Source organism: Vibrio sp. Vb1554 (assembly GCF_033344235.1).
The window spans coordinates 1-17,668 of record NZ_JAWPOJ010000022.1 but is presented as its reverse complement, the minus strand read 5'-3'; the positions used below and the strand labels follow the sequence as shown (position 1 = coordinate 17,668).

Genomic DNA, 17,668 nt, shown 5'->3' with positions numbered 1-17,668 from the left:
GTTCAATCCGTCTATTTACCTTCGCGGTAAGCCTTTTCCACTTCTTCAGCGATAATCGCAATGCCTTTTTGCATCATCTCATCATCTTGAACGTAGTTCATACGCAGGCATTGGTGCGCGTGATCCCACTCGTCTTGCTGACCAATAAAGAAATATTCACCAGGGACAATCAATACGCCACGCGCTTTCAAGCGTTGGTACAGTTCCATTGTTGTGATTGGCAGTTCATCAAACCATAACCACAAGAAGATAGCGCCTTCCGGCTTGTGGATGCGGAATCGCTCATCGGTAATTGCTTGTTGGAGCAGTTCAACCGCACGTTGTGATTTTTGCTTGTAGAACGGCTTAATCACCTCTGAACTCAGTTTAAGAAGATCGCCTTTGCCAATTATATGGTTTGCCAGCGCTGGACCAACACTGCCCGGCGCTAGGCTGATGATGCCGTTCATATTGGTTAACGCTTGAGTGATTTCTTCACTCGCAATCACAATGCCACAACGCACGCCCGGCAAGCCAAGTTTAGATAGGCTCATGCATAGGATGGTGTTTTCATTCCAGAACGGTTCGACATCTTCAAAGATGATGTTCGGGAAAGGTAGACCGTAGGCGTTATCGATGAACAGTGGGATGTTGTTCTCACGTGCTAGCTTGTCCAGCTTACGTACTTCTTCGTCTGTCAGTACATTACCCGTTGGGTTGGTTGGACGAGATGCACAGATTGCCGCAACAGAGTCGTCGACGGTTAGCTGCTCAAAATCGACGTGGTATTTAAACAGACCGTTATCTAACAGCTCGATTTCTGGGTGGTAAGAGATAAAGATATCTTCATCAATGCCAGCATCACCATAACCGATGTATTCAGGCGCGATAGGCAGTAGCACTTTCTTGTGCGAACCGTCTGGCTGTTTACCTGCCAACAAGTTGAACAAGTAGAAAAAGCCACTTTGGCTACCGTTAGTTAGGCTGATGTTTTTTTCGGAAATATCCCAGCCGTAAGTTTCACGGAATAACTGAGCTAGCGCTTTGACGAACGCGTCTTTACCCTGCGGGCCATCGTAGTTGGCGAGGGCGGCGACGAGCTCCCCACTGGCGAGCATTTCCTCACTGGCTTGGTGAAAGTAATCGAGCATGGCAGGAATGGCGGCAGGATTACCTCCACCGAGCATGATGGCACCTGGTGTGCGCAGACCATCATTCAAATCGTCCATTAACTGCGTAATACCTGAATACTGATTAAATTTTTCACCAAACTTTGAGAACTGCATGCTGACTTATACCTAATTCATTGTGATTGCTTTGTGTATGTTTATGCCGATGTTTTATCGGCTTATCGAGTAATCCTTGACCTTACCTCAATGTGTAATTAACGCAAAGTGTGAATTAAGCCGAAAAAGAAAAAAGTGCGTCATCAGACCAGAGGAACGAGACAAAAGGGCAAAAAGAACAATAAAAAAGGGAAGCTTATGCTTCCCTTGCTGGTGGAGAGAGTGTGATTTACTCACCGGTGTAAACAATCAGCACCTTGTCGTCTTGGTATTGGCGTTCGAACGCGTAGTAACCTTCTTGGTTGCGAGTGATGTGCTTACCTTGAGCTACCGCTGGGTGGCGTTTACGGAATTCGCCCAACTTTTGCCAATGTTGCAGTAGATCCTCACGCTCGCCATGAATCTTATCCCATGGCATATCTGAGCGTGTGCCTTGGTGGGCGTCTGAACCAGTAATGCCAAAATCACGAGCTATCTCATCGCCATAGTAGATTTGTACTGCACCCGGTGCCAGCATTAACGCATTGGCGGCGCGAGCTTGGTCATCAAAGCTGCGGCTGCGTGCCGACCAAAACAGTTGAGTATCGTGCGAAGACAGGTAACTCAACACGTTGAACTCAGGATCGGAGTTAATACGTTCTGCATAGCGGCGGTAATCATTATCAAGTTGAGCGAAACACTTTAGCGCTTTTGGAGCCACGTCAGATTGGAACTCGAAGTTGATGATCGAATCGAAGCCGTTATCGAAATACGGGCTCTTCACCACGCTGTGTGCCCACACTTCGCCGGTCATCCAAAATGGCAGATCGTCTAGTGCTTTGTCGGGGTGGTTTTGTTTCCATTCGGCGAGGGCTTGAGTGGTACTTGCTTTGAGCTCTGCCCACGCTTCCATCTCAACGTGTTTGGCGGTATCGACGCGGAAGCCATCAATGCCGTAATCACGTACCCAGTCGGATAACCACGTAATCAGATGCTCACGCGGGGTTTGCAGTTCATCTTGCGCATTGGTGTATTTATTGCGGAAGAAGTTTGGTAGTCCGGTTTTCTGCGTCGATTCGGTTTTGAGATCCGGTAGGTAGTTCAAAGACATGGTGATGTCGTTGTAGCCCGGCGCATCGTAATCGCCAATGTCGGTGCGAATCCAATCTTTGCCCCACCATTTTTCCCACGCTTCGCTATCACCGTATTTGATGTAGTCGTTAAAGCTGTGCCAGCTTTGTCCTGATTTTGGTTGCCAGTCGGTCCATTTTTCACCAAGTACTTGTTTGGCTTCTTGGTCATCAAGGTAAAGTTGACCAAATCCGAATTCCTGCATGTCTGCTAGTGTCGCATAACCTGTGTGGTTCATGACCACATCCCAAATCACGCGGATACCTTTCTTATGGGCAGTATCGACGAAGGTTCTGAGTTCATCTTCGGTACCCATGTTGGCATCAAGCTTGGTCCAATCTTGGTGATAGTAGCCGTGGTAGCCGTAGTGCTTAAAGTCGCCTTTATCGCCGCCGCCAACCCAGCCGTGGATTTGTTCCAGTGGTGAGGTTATCCAGATAGCATTGACACCAAGTGATTCGATGTAATCGAGTTTTTTCGTTAGACCCGATAAGTCACCACCGTGGAAGGTACCAATCTCATATTTTCCGTCTTTGCTGCGACCGTAGCTGTTGTCGTTGTCTGGGTTGCCATTGTAGAAGCGGTCGGTCATGACGAAGTACACCGTCGCATTGTCCCAACTGAACGGTTTGTCGGCTTGCTGTTCAACTTCTTCTAGCAGCAATAGACCTTGGCTCATAGGACTCGGCTGCATGGTGACGCTGCCATTGGCGACTGTGGTTTCTTGTCCGGTTAAGGCATCGCGAACGACAGTGCCATCATTAAAGGTTTGAGCAACATTGATGGTTTTTGGCGCGTCAGTTGCGACAGGGCAAGAGTAGGTGATGTCCTGACTCTGTTTTGGTTTGATTTTTACAGTTAGCTCATTGGTGGTTGGATTGAGCGTAAATTGATAGGTATTGGCTTTGAAGATGCGCAGTGGCATTTGTACATCAGTGGCGCAGTTATCCATTTTTAATGGACGATTGAACTTGATGCGACCTTCTTCTGCTAGGGCAAAGCTACTGCCACAGCTTTGCTTGCTGTCAGCAATGGTAAAGGTGTAACTGCCTTTTTCGAGTTTTTGCTCGGCGACAAGTAAGCCTTGTGAGTTTTCTTCAAAAACAGCGGTGTCATCACCAACGCTTAATACGATGGCATTTTCTGGAATCTGGCTGCAGGCGCTCAGTAGACCGATAGAGAGTGCGAGAATTGTTTTTTTCATTGTGTCCTTCCCCCGAATAAACAGTCCAGTTATAGCAAAACTGTGCCTCTACAATCCGAGCTCTACACCAACAAGTTAAACGCGTCTCACCCTACAAATTTTAGTCTTGTTCACAAAATGAATAATAAGCGTCACCTTCATCGGTTTGAAGGCAACAAAAAAGGGAAGCATCTGCTTCCCTTTTACTTATTTCTTAATCACTTCGAAGAGTAATGAATTACTTTTGAAGCAAAGAAATGTCTGCGATCTGTAGGAACAGGTTACGCAGGTTGTTCAGTAGTGTCAGACGGTTCTTCTTAAGTGCTTCGTCGTCTGCCATTACCATTACGTTATCGAAGAACGCATCAACTGGTTCACGTAGGTCAGCTAGCTTGCTTAGGGCTTCTTGGTAGTTACCAGTAGCAAATGCTGGCTCTAGCGCTTCTGTCATTACTTCAACGCTTTCTGCTAGTGCTTTCTCTGCGTCTTCTTGTAGAAGTGCTAGGTCGATGTCTGCTGCTAGTTCACCGTCGAATTTCGCTAGGATGTTACCTACACGTTTGTTCGCTGCTGCTAGAGACTCAGCTGCTTCTAGTTCACGGAAGTGAGAAACCGCTTTAACTCGTTGGTCGAAGTCTGCTGGTTTCGTCGGACGACGAGCTAGAACCGCTTGGATGATGTCTACGCTGAAGCCTTCGTCTTGGTACCAAGCACGGAAACGACCAAGCATAAACTCGATAACGTCTTGTTCAACGTTGTCGTTGGTTAGGCGGTCGCCAAACAGTGACTTCGCTTTCGCTACTAGGTCAACAAGATCTAGGTTGTAGCCGTATTCAACGATGATACGTAGTACACCTAGAGATGCGCGGCGTAGTGCGAATGGGTCGCTGCCTTTAGGCGCTTGACCAATACCGAAGATACCTACGATAGTGTCTAGCTTGTCTGCCATTGCAACTGCAGTTGAAACACCGTTTGATGGCAGTTCATCACCTGCGAAACGAGGCATGTATTGCTCGTTCAGTGCGACTGCAACTTCTTCTGCTTCACCGTCGTGACGAGCATAGTGCATGCCCATAACACCTTGAGTATCCGTGAATTCGAATACCATTGAGGTCATTAGGTCACATTTTGCTAGTAGACCAGCACGCTTTGATTTCTCAACGTCAGCACCGATTTGTTCAGCAATGTAGCCAGCAAGTTCTGTGATGCGGTCTGTTTTGTCTTTGATCGTACCCAGTTGCTTTTGGAAGATCGCTTGCTCTAGTTCAGGTAGACGGTCGATAAGCGGACGCTTACGGTCTGTGTTGAAGAAGAACTCTGCGTCAGCAAGACGAGGGCGAACTACTTTCTCGTTACCTTCGATTACGTAACGAGGCTCTTTTGATTCGATGTTCGATACGAAGATGAAGTTAGGTAGTAGCTTCTTGTTTTCGTCATAAACAGGGAAGTACTTCTGGTCACCTTTCATGGTGTAAACCAACGCTTCAGAAGGCACTTTTAGGAACTCTTCTTCGAACTTCGCTGTTAGTACTACTGGCCATTCAACCAGAGACGTTACTTCTTCTACTAGGTCATCTTCTAGGTCAGCGATACCGCCAACCGCTGCTGCTGCTTTTTGTGCGTCAGCTAGGATGATTGCTTTACGCGCTTCGTAATCTGCCATTACTTTACCGCGCTCTTCTAGGATCGCAGGGTATTGTTCAGCAGAATCGATAGTGAACTCTTGCTCACCCATGAAGCGGTGACCACGGATAGTGCGGTCAGAGGCTACGCCTAGGATCTCGCCTTCGATTAGGTCGCTGCCCATTAGCATGGTTAGCGTCTTAACTGGACGGATGAACTGAGTTGTTTTGTTACCCCAGCGCATTGGTTTTGCGATAGGTAGGTTTGCTAGTGCTTTCGCTGCAAGTTCAACGACGATCTCAGACGTTGGCTGACCTTTCACTTCTTGTTTGAACAGTAGCCATTCGCCTTTGTCCGTAACCATGCGTTCTGCTTGGTCAACCGTGATGCCACAACCGCGTGCCCAGCCTTGAGCTGCTTTTGTTGGGTTGCCTTCCGCGTCAAACGCTGCAGAAACCGCAGGACCACGCTTTTCAACAACTTTGTCAGACTGGCTGTCTGCTAGTGCTGCTACTTTAAGTGCAAGACGACGAGGCGCCGCGAACCATTTCACGCCTTCGTGAGCAAGCTCAGCGCCTTTTAGTTCTGCTTCGAAGTTTGCTGCGAATGCTTCAGCTAGAGTGCGAAGTTGCGTTGGTGGTAGCTCTTCTGTACCTAGCTCGATTAGAAATTCTTTTGCCATGTTGCTCTACCCCTTACGCTTGTTCTTTCTTACACATTGGGAAGCCAAGAGCTTCACGCGATGCGTAGTATGCTTCTGCAACTGCTTTAGTCAGGTTGCGGATGCGTAGGATGTAACGTTGGCGTTCAGTTACTGAGATCGCTTTACGTGCGTCTAGTAGGTTGAATGCGTGACCGGCTTTTAGGATGCGCTCGTAAGCAGGTAGTGGCAGTGGCTTTTCAAGCTCAAGTAGCTCTTTACACTCTTTTTCACACTGTTCGAAGAAGCCAAATAGGAATTCAACGTCTGCGTGCTCGAAGTTGTAAGTTGATTGCTCTACTTCGTTTTGGTGGAAGATGTCACCGTAAGTCACTTTGCTGCCGTCTGGTGCGATGTTCCAAACTAGGTCGTAAACAGAGTCTACTTCTTGGATGTACATTGCTAGACGTTCGATACCGTAAGTGATCTCACCAGTTACTGGCTTACACTCAAGACCACCAACTTGCTGGAAGTAAGTAAACTGAGTCACTTCCATGCCGTTTAGCCAAACTTCCCAGCCCAGACCCCATGCGCCTAGTGTTGGGTTTTCCCAGTTGTCTTCTACGAAACGGATGTCGTGTACAAGAGGGTCAATACCAAGAACTTCAAGGGAGCCAAGGTACAACTCTTGAATATTGTCAGGCGATGGTTTTAGCGCTACTTGGAATTGGTAGTAGTGCTGAAGACGGTTAGGGTTTTCACCGTAACGGCCATCAGTAGGACGACGTGAAGGTTGTACATAAGCTGTCGACATTGGCTCTGGGCCAAGCGCTCGTAGACAGGTCATTGGGTGAGAGGTACCCGCACCCACTTCCATATCTAGCGGTTGAACAATGGTACAACCATTTTGAGCCCAATAATCCTGCAGCGCGAGGATCATTCCCTGGAAGGTTTTGATATCGTATTTTTGCATAAGTCAGGTTCGCGCGATTCTCTTGTTACTCGTTAATTCGTCATCTATGCCGAGTTTTTCAACTCTAACAACGGCGATAAAGAGTAATTACGGTTGAATAAATTAACAATCTAGTATAACCAGATATTGAGCATGGGAGTAGAGCTAATCTTGATTAATTCGTGGGCGATTTTCTCCTTTAATGAATTTTTACCGCGTTATCTGCTGTATTTTTCCTAAAAGGGAGTTTTTGCCTGCTTTGGCTCTTGAGAAGCGCAACAAAGGTGGCTAGAATTGCGCCTGTCTTTGGGGAGTAGCTTACCTGATGAAGTTTCTGTTTCATCTGGTTCGTCCGTCAACATAATTGGTGCAAAATCACCATGGCGTTCGAGACTTGAAGCCTTTCAAGTTTAGCAAGACCTTAGACAAATCATCACGAACCGGGGTAGGGGCGTGAGGTTTGTCTTCGGTTAAAAATAATAATCCCTGCCCCAATGAGCATGTCGTGAGCGTTTTAGCTATTTCAATTACTACTGTAGCGTTAGCAGAAATTGGCGATAAGACCCAATTGCTATCTCTATTACTCGCAAGTCGTTACCGAAAACCAATCCCAATTATTGCAGCAATCTTTTTGGCAACTATTGCCAACCACGCTTTGGCTGCATGGTTAGGTGTGGTTGTCGCAGACTATCTATCACCTGAGATTTTAAAGTGGGTGCTGGTGGTCAGTTTTGTCGCGATGGCGGCTTGGGTTCTGATCCCGGACAAACTGGATGATGACGAGCAGATTTCTAATCGAGGCCCATTTATTGCCAGCTTTATCGCGTTCTTCGTTGCGGAGATAGGCGATAAAACTCAGATCGCCACTTCCATCTTAGGGGCGCAATACGCGGATGCGTTAAGTTTGGTGATTATCGGTACCACAATCGGTATGCTGCTGGCGAATGTACCTGTGGTCCTGATTGGTAAATTGTCGGCCGACAAGATGCCTTTAGGGCTGATCCGTAAAATCACCGCATTTTTGTTTATTGCTCTGGCAATAGGGGCTGCACTGTTCTGATTTTTTGCACGTGAAATGATGTGAGTTATCAATCATTAGTGGCGTGCTGCGCGAGTTCAAACTCTGACTCTAAATCGTTCCGTTGCGTGACGGATGACATATAAGTGTCATACTTGTCATGGTAGTTTAATGGTGTGAATGATAGCGAGAGGGCAAGTTTATGCTTACACGTTACATGGGGATGTCCCCGAAGAGTCAGAGTTATTTATTCACTTTTGGTTTAGCGCTGTGTTTACTAGCGATGGTGCTAACTGATATGTGGTTACCGATTGTAGCAGGATCGTTCGTTCTTACTGGATTGACAGTAGAAGCGTGGATTCGTGTCGCTCACATCATTCCTATGCATGAAGAGATGCGGGCAATGAAGAAACAACTTAACAAGCTCCAATCAGAAGTTCGCACACTCGAATACGACGAATAAACAAACGGCAGCCAATATAGGCTGCCGTTTTTAGTTCGACCAGATTATTCCAATCCTTTCTTGATCAGGTACTGATACGGAACTTGCTCCGTTTGTGCCGCAACTAACTGGTGGTCCATAAAGCGGCAGAAACTCGGAATGTCTCGAGTCGTGGATGGATCGTCTGCTTTGACCAGCAAAATCTCACCATCTTGCATGTTGCGAATTGTCTTCCTGACCATCATCACTGGCTCTGGGCAGCGCAGTCCTTCCGCCTCTAATGTCTTGTTTGCCAGTTCAGGATTAAAGCTCATAGTGTGATTCTCGTAACTAACTGAGCGTTGAATTTTACTTTCGTTGAAAAAATATTCAATAACCACTTGGCAAACCGAATTTTTTGTTTTACCTTAAATTAACAATTTGGTAACAACTGACAAGGGAGAGGCAATGTTAACAGCGTTAGACAGACTTACGATTTACTCAGTGCTGTGTTTTATCTCGTTTTGTGCATTGGTACTCAGGACGCCAGCTGACACCTCTTTGACGCCTCTAGTAGGCATGGTTGCCACTATTATTGGGATTTGGATCGAGATGCGCAGATGGTCTGGCGCATCTGAGCAAGAAAATTAGCGCTTCTTGCTTGGATCAGAATGCTTTTAATAACGCTCATCTATTTTTACCGACACTTCATTCCGACACTATCCCCATTTTTCTTGGGCTTCCCCGCTGAAAGGCGGGATTTTTTTTGCCTAAAGAGTACAATTTACCCAAACACATACAAAATAAGTGGCTAATTCGTGGAACTGGAAGACATCTATCGCCGAGATTTAAATTTACTGGTTGCGTTGCGAGTACTGATAGAGGAAAACAGTGTCAGTAAGGCGGCAACACGTCTGAACTTGAGTCAATCGGCAATGAGTCGTGTGCTTGGTCGTCTACGCGACTTATTGGGAGACCCGCTGTTTACTCGTCAGGGACAGCATTTGATCCCAACTCAGAAAGCGTTAGAGATCGATCGCTCATTGGGCGAGCCATTAGAGTCTTTACGTCAGTTGTTATCTCCGGTTGAGTTTGACCCATTGCAATGCGTGCAGACTTTCAACATCGTGACCACCGACTATGCCATGCAAACAATCTTACCGTTCGCTTTGCCGAGAATTTACCAAGAAGCGCCAAACGTGTCTTTCAACTTCTTACCACTGCAACACGACCGTTTATCAGATCAGCTCACTTATGAAGGTGCAGACTTAGCGATTTGTCGCCCGACAGGCCCGGTGGAGCCTCTACGCAGTGAAGTGTTGGGGCGAGTGGGGGTGCTGTGTATGCTTTCAAAACAGCATCCATTAGCGGATAAAGAAATGAGTTTGGATGATTATCTGAGTCATCCACATGCCATGATCGCCATCAGTGATGGTGTTAAGGCACTGATCGAACAAGCTTTGATGGAGAAACCTAAGCGTAAAATGGTTCTGCGGGCTTATCATTTAGAAGCCGCATTGGCGATCATGGATACCTTGCCAATTATCATCACAGTGCCAGCGGACTTGGCGTATCTGGTTGCCGAGCGTTATGACTTGGTGGTGAAACCGTTACCATTCCAATTCACGCCGTTTGAATACTCGATGATTTGGCATGCGCGTTGCGAGCATTCTCCCGCTCAAGAATGGTTAAGAACGATTGTGCGTGAAGAGTGTAGCCGTCTGATAGCTAAACGTATCGAAGATATGGGACTGAACTGCTAACAAAAAAGAGCCAGCAATGCCGGCTCTTCGTCTGTTTACACTGAGTCAGTGTTTATAGCTTGATAACCACACGACCCGTTACTTGACCGTTGGTGATGTCTTCTGCATATTTCGGTGCTTCAGCAAGAGCAACTTCAGTACACGCTTGCTCGAAGTAGCTGTCTGGTAGTAGCTCGACCAGCTTTTCCCATGCTGCGATACGTTTCTCTGTTGGGCACATTACTGAGTCCACACCTTGTAGGCGAACATTACGTAGGATGAACGGCATCACTGTGGTTGGTAGATCAAAACCACCTGCAAGACCACAAGCTGCAACTGCACTGTTGTAATCCATTTGCGCCAATACTTTAGCCAGTACTTTGCTGCCTACAGTATCAACCGCACCTGCCCATACTTGCTTTTCAAGTGGACGTGCTGGTTCTTCAAATTCAGTACGGTCGATGATGCGGCTAGCACCTAGTTTTTCAAGTAGCGGGCCATTTTTTTCTACACGACCTGTCACTGCAGCAACTTTGTAGCCAAGCTGTGCTAGAAGCGTTACTGCGACTGAGCCTACACCGCCACTTGCGCCAGTTACAAGGATTTCACCATTTTCAGGTTTGATGCCTGCATCAAGCAGTGCTTGAACACATAGCATGCCTGTGAAACCAGCAGTACCAACCATCATTGCTTTCTTGCTGTCTAGACCTTTTGGTAGTGGTACTAGCCAATCTGCTTTTAGACGAGCACGCTGAGACATACCACCCCAGTGGTTTTCACCCACGCCCCAGCCAGTAAGGACAACTTTGTCACCAGCTTGGTAGCGGTCGTCTTCTGAGCTTACTACCGTACCTGCTAAGTCAATACCTGGCACCATCGGGAAGTTACGGATGATTTTACCTTTACCTGTGATCGCAAGGCCGTCTTTGTAGTTTAACGATGAGTAATCAACGTCAATCAGAACGTCGCCTTCAGGCAGTTGTGTTTCATCGATTTGCTCGATGTTAGCGATAGTACGTTTGTCTTCTTGATTTAGAACTAGAGCATTAAACATAAGGTTCTCCGATTGTGCGGTAGCATGACTCTGGGTCACATGCAGCAAGATATCAACTGGTCTAAGTGTATGTCTTCTTTGTCTATGAATAAAATGAAACTTGAGCATTTAATGTATGCTTTTCATGCATGTTTGATGTAAAACAAAAAGGGCGACATCAATTGTCGCCCTTAAGTGTAATACTAAAAATTTTAGTACTAGTTCATTTGCTTATGATTGTTGGCTCGATCACTGCAACAACGTCTTGAACTGTTATGGTCGTTCAAATACTGTCGCAATGCCCTGACCCAAACCGATACACATGGTGGCCAGACCGTATTTCGCGTCTTTCGCTTCCATTAGGTTGATCAACGTTGTTGAGATACGTGAACCAGAACAGCCTAGTGGATGACCCAATGCTATCGCACCACCGTTAAGGTTGACCTTCTCATCCATAACATCAAGCAGGCCTAAGTCTTTAGCACACGGCAGAGACTGCGCGGCAAATGCTTCGTTTAGCTCAACCACATCCATGTCTTCAATTGAAAGACCGGCACGCTTGAGCGCTTTTTTCGTCGCAGGTACAGGACCGTAACCCATAATAGAAGGATCGCAGCCCGCAATGGCCATGCCTTTAATACGTGCACGAATCTTCAAGCCAAGTTCATTAGCTTTCTCTTCACTCATGATCAACATCGCTGATGCACCATCGGACAGAGCCGATGATGTACCGGCTGTTACTGTACCGTTTGCAGGGTCGAACACTGGGCGAAGTTGAGATAGACCTTCAACGGATGTTTCAGGGCGAATCACTTCGTCGTAATCCAGAGTGAACAGTGTGCCGTCTGCTGCGTGGCCTTCAATTGGTAGAATTTCGTTTTTAAAACGACCCTCTACGGTTGCTGCGTGCGCACGAGCGTGAGAGCGAGCGGCAAACTCGTCTTGTTGCTCACGGCTAATACCATGTAATTTACCAAGCATTTCAGCCGTTAAGCCCATCATGCCCGCAGCTTTTGCTACGTTCTTTGACATACCTGGGTGAAAGTCTACACCGTGGTTCATTGGCACATGACCCATGTGCTCAACACCACCAATTAGGCAGATTTCAGCATCGCCAGTCATGATGGCACGTGTACCATCGTGAAGCGCTTGCATTGATGAGCCACACAAGCGGTTCACCGTCACGGCGCCAATTTCAATCGGCAGACCAGCAAGCAGCGCCGCATTACGTGCAACGTTAAAGCCTTGCTCTAGTGTTTGCTGTACACAGCCCCAGTAGATGTCTTCAATCTCGCTTGGGTTCACTTGTGGGTTACGCGCAAGAATGCCTGTCATTAGGCGCGCAGATAGATCTTCTGCTCGTGTATGACGGAAAGCACCACCTTTAGAGCGACCCATTGGAGTACGTAGACAATCGACTACGACAACATTTCTTGTTTGATTAGTCATTTTAGAATCCCTCCTTAGATAGAACCTTGCTGTTGTGCACCGTAAAAGCTTTCACCTTTCGCCGCCATATCAATCAGCATTTGCGGTACTTGGTACATCGCACCTAGCTCGGCGTGTTGTTTTGCCATTTCAACGTATTCAGCAATACCCACGCTGTCTAGATAGCGGAATACGCCACCGCGGAATGGAGGGAAACCAAGACCATAAACCAATGCCATATCTGCTTCCTGCGGAGTGGCGATGATGCCTTCTTGTAGGCACAGCACCACTTCGTTGATCATTGGAATCATCATACGTTGAATGATGGTCTGATCGTCAAAGTCCTGCTTATCGGCACAAACGTCAGCAAGTACCGGTAAGATCGCTTCGGAGAAGGCTTTCTTCGGCTTACCTTTTTTATCTATGGTGTAGCTGTAGAAGCCATTACCATTTTTCTGACCATATTTGTCTGCTTCGAACAGTGCATCAATCGCATCACGACCTTGTTTACCCATACGCTCAGGGAAACCGTCAGCCATCACAGCTTGTGCGTGGTGCGCGGTATCAATGCCGACTACGTCAAGCAAGTACGCCGGTCCCATCGGCCAGCCAAACTTACGCTCCATTACTTTGTCGATTTTCGTAAAGTCAGCACCATCACGAAGTAGCATGCTGAAGCCGCCAAAGTATGGGAACAATACGCGGTTAACGAAGAACCCTGGGCAGTCATTAACGACAATTGGTGATTTGCCCATTTTCGCAGCATACGCCACAACACGATTGATGGTTTCATCAGAGGTGTGCTCACCACGGATGATCTCAACAAGAGGCATACGATGCACTGGGTTGAAGAAGTGCATACCACAGAAGTTTTCTGGGCGTTTTAGTGATTTTGCCAATAGGTTGATAGGAATCGTCGAGGTGTTTGAGGTGATAACGGTGTCGTCACCGACATGGGACTCAACTTCACTCAAAACTGCTGCTTTTACTTTCGGGTTTTCAACGACAGCTTCAACAATCACATCAGAGTTTTCAATACCTGCGTAATGTAGGCTCGGTGTGATTGACGCTAAAATACCCGCCATCTTAAAGCCATCAATACGACCGCGAGATAAGCGTTTATTCAGCAGCTTAGATGCTTCAGTCATGCCTAGGTCGAGCGACGCTTGCGCGATGTCTTTCATTAAGACTGGCACACCTTTTAGCGCTGATTGGTAAGCAATGCCGCCACCCATGATACCTGCACCTAATACGGCTGCACGTTGCGTGTCTTTACTTGCTGACTTCGCTGCTTTTTTCGCAATGCCTTTGATGTATTGATCATTAAGGAATAGGCCAACGAGTGATTTTGCTTCTTCCGATTTAGCCAGTTTCACGAAGTGCTTACGTTCAATGTCTAACGCTTCATTACGTGCAAAGCGAGCACCTTCTTCAATCGTGATAACGGCTGTCATTGGGGCAGGGTAGTGAGGACCTGCTTTTTGTGCCACCAGCCCCTTCGCCATGGTGAAGCTCATCATTGATTCAAGCTTACTCAGCGTTAGCGGAGATGTTTTCTGTGCTCGGCGTGCTTGCCAGTCAAGTTTCTCGTTAATTGCAGAGTTAAGAGTTTGTAGTGCTGATTCGTATAAAGCATCAGTCTCTACAACAGCATCGAGTAAGCCAATTTTCAATGCTTCATCAGCTCGGCATGCTTTACCTTGGGTGATGATTTCCATTGCGCTGTCTGCGCCAATAACGCGAGGTAAGCGTACACAACCACCAAAGCCCGGCATGATTCCCAGTTTCGTTTCTGGTAGGCCGATGCTGGTGGTTTTGTCACCAATACGCATGTCTGTTGCTAGCACACATTCACAACCGCCACCAAGAGCGTGGCCTTTGATCACTGAGATGGTCGGAACGGGTAAGTCTTCTAATTTGTTAAAGATGCTATTAGCAAATTGCAGCCATTGGTCGAGCTCGGCATCCGTTTTAGCAAACAGACCTAAAAACTCGGTAATGTCTGCGCCTACAATGAATGCGTCTTTATCTGAAGTGAGCAACAACCCCTTGAGGCCTTGATGGGCAATGAGCGCATCAAGAGCTTTATCTAGCGATTCTAATGTCGCTAGGTCGAGTTTGTTGACGGATTTTGGAGAGCAGAAGCTTAGCTCTGCAATACCATCTTGTATTTCCTTTACCTGTAGGGTTTCGGCTTGGTAAATCATTGTCTATCTCCATGACATACAATCGTGGATTGTCTGTATACCTATTTCAACGACGCCGTGTACCTCGGCAAATAGGTATCGAGGAAGTCGTTTTATTTTTGTTCTGGTTTGACCAGTAAAGTTAGTTTGGATCGTGGATTGTTTAATTTCAATACATTTTTTAAACAAGTGTTTAACATTGTGCGCTGTGGCAGATCTTATGCGACGGGTAAATCACACTCGTGATAGACTTCAGGCAAATAGACATGAATCCATAATCCTATGAATGACAAGCCTTATCTGATTCCAGCAGAGCCCGCTCAATTTGAAGAAGAAATTAAAAAGAGCGTCTTCATTACTTATTTGGCACACACGCCAAGTATCGAAGCAGCAAAAGCATTTGTTGATCAAATCAAAGCTAAACACGCTGATGCCAGACATAACTGTTGGGGCTTTGTTGCTGGTCGCCCGGAAGATTCAATGAAATGGGGCTTTAGTGATGATGGGGAGCCGTCCGGAACAGCAGGCAAACCAATCCTGGCGCAGCTGTCTGGATCTGGGGTGGGGGAGATCACGGCTGTGGTCACGCGATACTCTGGTGGAATCAAGTTAGGTACAGGCGGCTTGGTTAAAGCGTATGGGGGTGGGGTTCAACAAGCGCTCAAGCTGCTTCAAACTATTGAGAAAAAAATAACCACAAAGCTCAGACTAACGTTAGACTATGGGTTTATGCCTATCGCACAATCAATCATGCCGCAATTTGGCGCGATAGAAGTCGAGGCTGAATACAGCGATCAGGTCGTATTAGTGGTGGAAATTGAGCTTCGAGAAGTGAGCGCGTTTACCCAAGCAATCATCAATAAAAGCGGGGCAAAGGCAATTGTCACTCCGCTAGACGGACAATAATGAAAAACAGGAAGCAACAGGGACAGCTTCGCTAGTCAATTTATCCATGCAATTTCGTTCAATTATTCGAATCGTCGGGCTACTGCTCGCACTCTTTAGTGTCACTATGCTTGCGCCAGCACTCGTTGCGCTGATCTATCGAGATGGTGCTGGTGTGCCTTTTGTCACGACATTTTTTGTTCTGCTGTTTTGTGGGGCCGTTTGTTGGTACCCAAACCGCAGGTATAAGCACGAGCTTAAAGCTCGAGATGGCTTTCTTATTGTCGTCTTATTCTGGACAGTACTTGGCAGTGCAGGCTCGATCCCCTTTCTCATTGCTGACAACCCGAACGTCTCAGTGACAGATGCGTTTTTTGAATCGTTTTCTGCTCTCACTACGACCGGGGCGACCGTTATTGTTGGTTTGGATGAGTTACCTAAAGCGATTCTATTCTATCGACAGTTACTGCAGTGGTTCGGCGGTATGGGAATCATCGTATTAGCGGTGGCGATTTTGCCAGTACTTGGCATCGGTGGTATGCAGCTTTACCGCGCCGAGATCCCTGGTCCAGTCAAGGACACTAAAGTGACGCCGCGCATAGCAGAAACTGCTAAGGCGCTTTGGTACATCTATTTGAGCCTGACTATCGCCTGTGCTTCGGCTTTTTGGTTAGCTGGTATGACGCCATTTGACGCCATCAGTCACAGCTTTTCCACCATTGCTATCGGTGGCTTCTCTACCCACGATGCCAGCATCGGATACTTTGATAGTTACGCGATTAACCTGATTACGGTGGTTTTTCTGCTTATATCTGCATGTAATTACACACTGCACTTTGCTGCATTTGCATCAGGTGGCGTACATCCCAAGTATTACTGGAAAGATCCTGAGTTTCGTGCCTTCTTGTTTATTCAAGTGCTGCTATTTATCATTTGCTTTCTATTATTACTGAAACATCACTCTTACACATCGACATACGATGCTTTCGATCAGGCTCTGTTCCAAACCGTATCAATATCCACAACAGCGGGCTTTACGACAACAGGTTTTGCGGATTGGCCGCTCTTCTTACCTGTGCTGTTATTGTTCTCTTCCTTTATAGGTGGTTGTGCTGGTTCAACAGGCGGCGGCATGAAAGTGATCCGTATCCTGCTTCTTACCTTACAAGGTGCGCGTGAACTAAAACGTTTAGTCCATCCACGCGCGGTTTACACCATCAAAGTAGGTGGCAGTGCCCTACCGCAACGTGTTGTCGATGCGGTTTGGGGCTTCTTCTCCGCATACGCATTGGTATTTGTGGTTTGTATGTTGGGGTTGATTGCAACAGGAATGGATGAGCTCAGTGCGTTCTCGGCGGTGGCTGCGACTCTGAACAACCTCGGTCCTGGCTTGGGAGAAGTAGCGCTGCACTTTGGTGATGTTAACGACAAAGCAAAATGGGTATTGATAGTTTCTATGCTGTTTGGTCGTTTGGAAATCTTTACCTTACTTATTCTACTTACGCCGACGTTTTGGCGTAGCTAAGGGGAAATCGTGGCAAAAGCATTATTTCTATACTCTTCCCGCGAAGGGCAGACTAAAAAAATTCTCCACTATATAGATGAACAACTTCCAGATTTCGATTGTGAGCTGGTGGATTTACATAATGTTGAGACGATTGACTTCAGCCAATACGACAGAGTATTGATAGGCGCCTCTATTCGCTATGGCCATCTTAATAAAAAGCTATACCAGTTTATTGAGCGAAACCTCAATCAATTGGAGCAAAATAAAGTGGCATTTTTCTGCGTAAACTTAACCGCTCGTAAAGAGGACCAAGGAAAGGATACACCTGAAGGTAGTGCCTACATTCGCAAGTTCCTAATTAAGTCCCCTTGGAAACCAACGCTAATCGGTGTTTTTGCTGGTGCACTTTATTACCCACGTTATAGCTGGTTCGACAGAACTATGATTAGGTTCATTATGTCGATGACGGGTGGCGAAACCGATACGACCAAAGAGGTGGAGTACACCAATTGGGAAAAAGTGGCTCTTTTCGCAGATAAATTTAGAGAACTGTAGAAATAACGTGCTCTTTTGACCGCTTTTGATGCAAATTTATCCGAACGATAAAAAAATCAAAAAAAACGAGAAAAAGGGCTTGCCAATGTGATCGCAATCTCTATAATGCCACCTCGCTGA

Annotated in this window: 15 protein-coding genes; 7 read left to right on the top strand and 8 right to left on the bottom strand. The window is 46.7% G+C overall.

Translation table 11 applies throughout. The features are described 5' to 3' along the window. Positions 1-11: 11 nt before the first annotated feature. The 4 genes from R8N28_RS17230 to glyQ form a co-directional block, all read right to left on the bottom strand. Positions 12-1,265 (bottom strand): valine--pyruvate transaminase, encoded by a 1,254-nt coding sequence (locus R8N28_RS17230; protein WP_262635473.1) that lies wholly within the window; start codon positions 1,263-1,265, stop codon positions 12-14. Between the two features lie 229 nt (positions 1,266-1,494). Beyond that, a complete protein-coding gene (locus R8N28_RS17225) occupies positions 1,495-3,579 on the bottom strand; it encodes an alpha-amylase (protein WP_206960002.1) in 2,085 nt (694 codons plus the stop codon). Between the two features lie 217 nt (positions 3,580-3,796). Continuing rightward, positions 3,797-5,863 (bottom strand): glycine--tRNA ligase subunit beta, encoded by a 2,067-nt coding sequence (gene glyS, locus R8N28_RS17220; RefSeq protein ID WP_005378875.1) that lies wholly within the window; start codon positions 5,861-5,863, stop codon positions 3,797-3,799. Positions 5,864-5,876: 13 nt separating this feature from the next. Further along, entirely contained in the window at positions 5,877-6,794 is a 918-nt protein-coding gene (gene glyQ, locus R8N28_RS17215) for a glycine--tRNA ligase subunit alpha (protein WP_005383818.1), read from the bottom strand. A 484-nt stretch (positions 6,795-7,278) separates the two neighbouring features. Here glyQ and R8N28_RS17210 point away from each other — a divergent pair, with 484 nt between their 5' ends. Together R8N28_RS17210 and R8N28_RS17205 are read left to right on the top strand one after the other, a co-directional pair. Then, positions 7,279-7,833, top strand: a complete 555-nt coding sequence (locus R8N28_RS17210) for a TMEM165/GDT1 family protein (RefSeq protein ID WP_005378877.1) — start codon at positions 7,279-7,281, stop codon at positions 7,831-7,833. 160 nt (positions 7,834-7,993) lie between these two features. Then, positions 7,994-8,254, top strand: coding sequence for a hypothetical protein (locus R8N28_RS17205; RefSeq protein ID WP_005378878.1), 261 nt, complete (start codon positions 7,994-7,996; stop codon positions 8,252-8,254). Between the two features lie 44 nt (positions 8,255-8,298). On the opposite strand, the gene tusA is transcribed toward R8N28_RS17205, so the two are convergent. Continuing rightward, a complete protein-coding gene (gene tusA, locus R8N28_RS17200; RefSeq protein WP_005378879.1) occupies positions 8,299-8,547 on the bottom strand; it encodes a sulfurtransferase TusA in 249 nt (82 codons plus the stop codon). A 133-nt stretch (positions 8,548-8,680) separates the two neighbouring features. Here tusA and R8N28_RS17195 point away from each other — a divergent pair, with 133 nt between their 5' ends. Then, positions 8,681-8,863 carry a hypothetical protein gene (locus tag R8N28_RS17195; protein WP_005378880.1) on the top strand — a complete coding sequence of 61 codons (183 nt, stop codon included), beginning with the start codon at positions 8,681-8,683 and terminating at the stop codon, positions 8,861-8,863. A gap of 167 nt (positions 8,864-9,030) precedes the next feature. Then, entirely contained in the window at positions 9,031-9,975 is a 945-nt protein-coding gene (locus R8N28_RS17190) for a LysR family transcriptional regulator (protein ID WP_005378881.1), read from the top strand. A gap of 52 nt (positions 9,976-10,027) precedes the next feature. On the opposite strand, the gene R8N28_RS17185 is transcribed toward R8N28_RS17190, so the two are convergent. From R8N28_RS17185 to fadB, 3 genes are all read right to left on the bottom strand, one after another. After that, on the bottom strand, positions 10,028-11,008 hold the full coding sequence (locus R8N28_RS17185; protein ID WP_005378882.1) for an MDR family oxidoreductase: 981 nt from the start codon (positions 11,006-11,008) through the stop codon (positions 10,028-10,030). 252 nt (positions 11,009-11,260) lie between these two features. Continuing rightward, positions 11,261-12,436: an acetyl-CoA C-acyltransferase FadA gene (gene fadA / locus R8N28_RS17180; RefSeq protein ID WP_005378883.1), complete on the bottom strand. Its 1,176-nt coding sequence runs from the start codon at positions 12,434-12,436 to the stop codon at positions 11,261-11,263. A 14-nt stretch (positions 12,437-12,450) separates the two neighbouring features. After that, on the bottom strand, positions 12,451-14,622 hold the full coding sequence (gene fadB, locus R8N28_RS17175; RefSeq protein WP_005378885.1) for a fatty acid oxidation complex subunit alpha FadB: 2,172 nt from the start codon (positions 14,620-14,622) through the stop codon (positions 12,451-12,453). A 261-nt stretch (positions 14,623-14,883) separates the two neighbouring features. On the opposite strand from fadB, the gene R8N28_RS17170 reads away from it, so the two are divergent. From R8N28_RS17170 to hemG, 3 genes are read left to right on the top strand one after another with little or no spacing between them, the layout of a single operon-like run. Next, a complete protein-coding gene (locus R8N28_RS17170; protein WP_005378891.1) occupies positions 14,884-15,507 on the top strand; it encodes a YigZ family protein in 624 nt (207 codons plus the stop codon). Between the two features lie 46 nt (positions 15,508-15,553). Further along, positions 15,554-17,011, top strand: coding sequence for a TrkH family potassium uptake protein (locus R8N28_RS17165; protein ID WP_005378893.1), 1,458 nt, complete (start codon positions 15,554-15,556; stop codon positions 17,009-17,011). A gap of 9 nt (positions 17,012-17,020) precedes the next feature. Further along, on the top strand, positions 17,021-17,548 hold the full coding sequence (gene hemG, locus R8N28_RS17160; protein ID WP_005378894.1) for a menaquinone-dependent protoporphyrinogen IX dehydrogenase: 528 nt from the start codon (positions 17,021-17,023) through the stop codon (positions 17,546-17,548). Positions 17,549-17,668 lie beyond the last annotated feature (120 nt).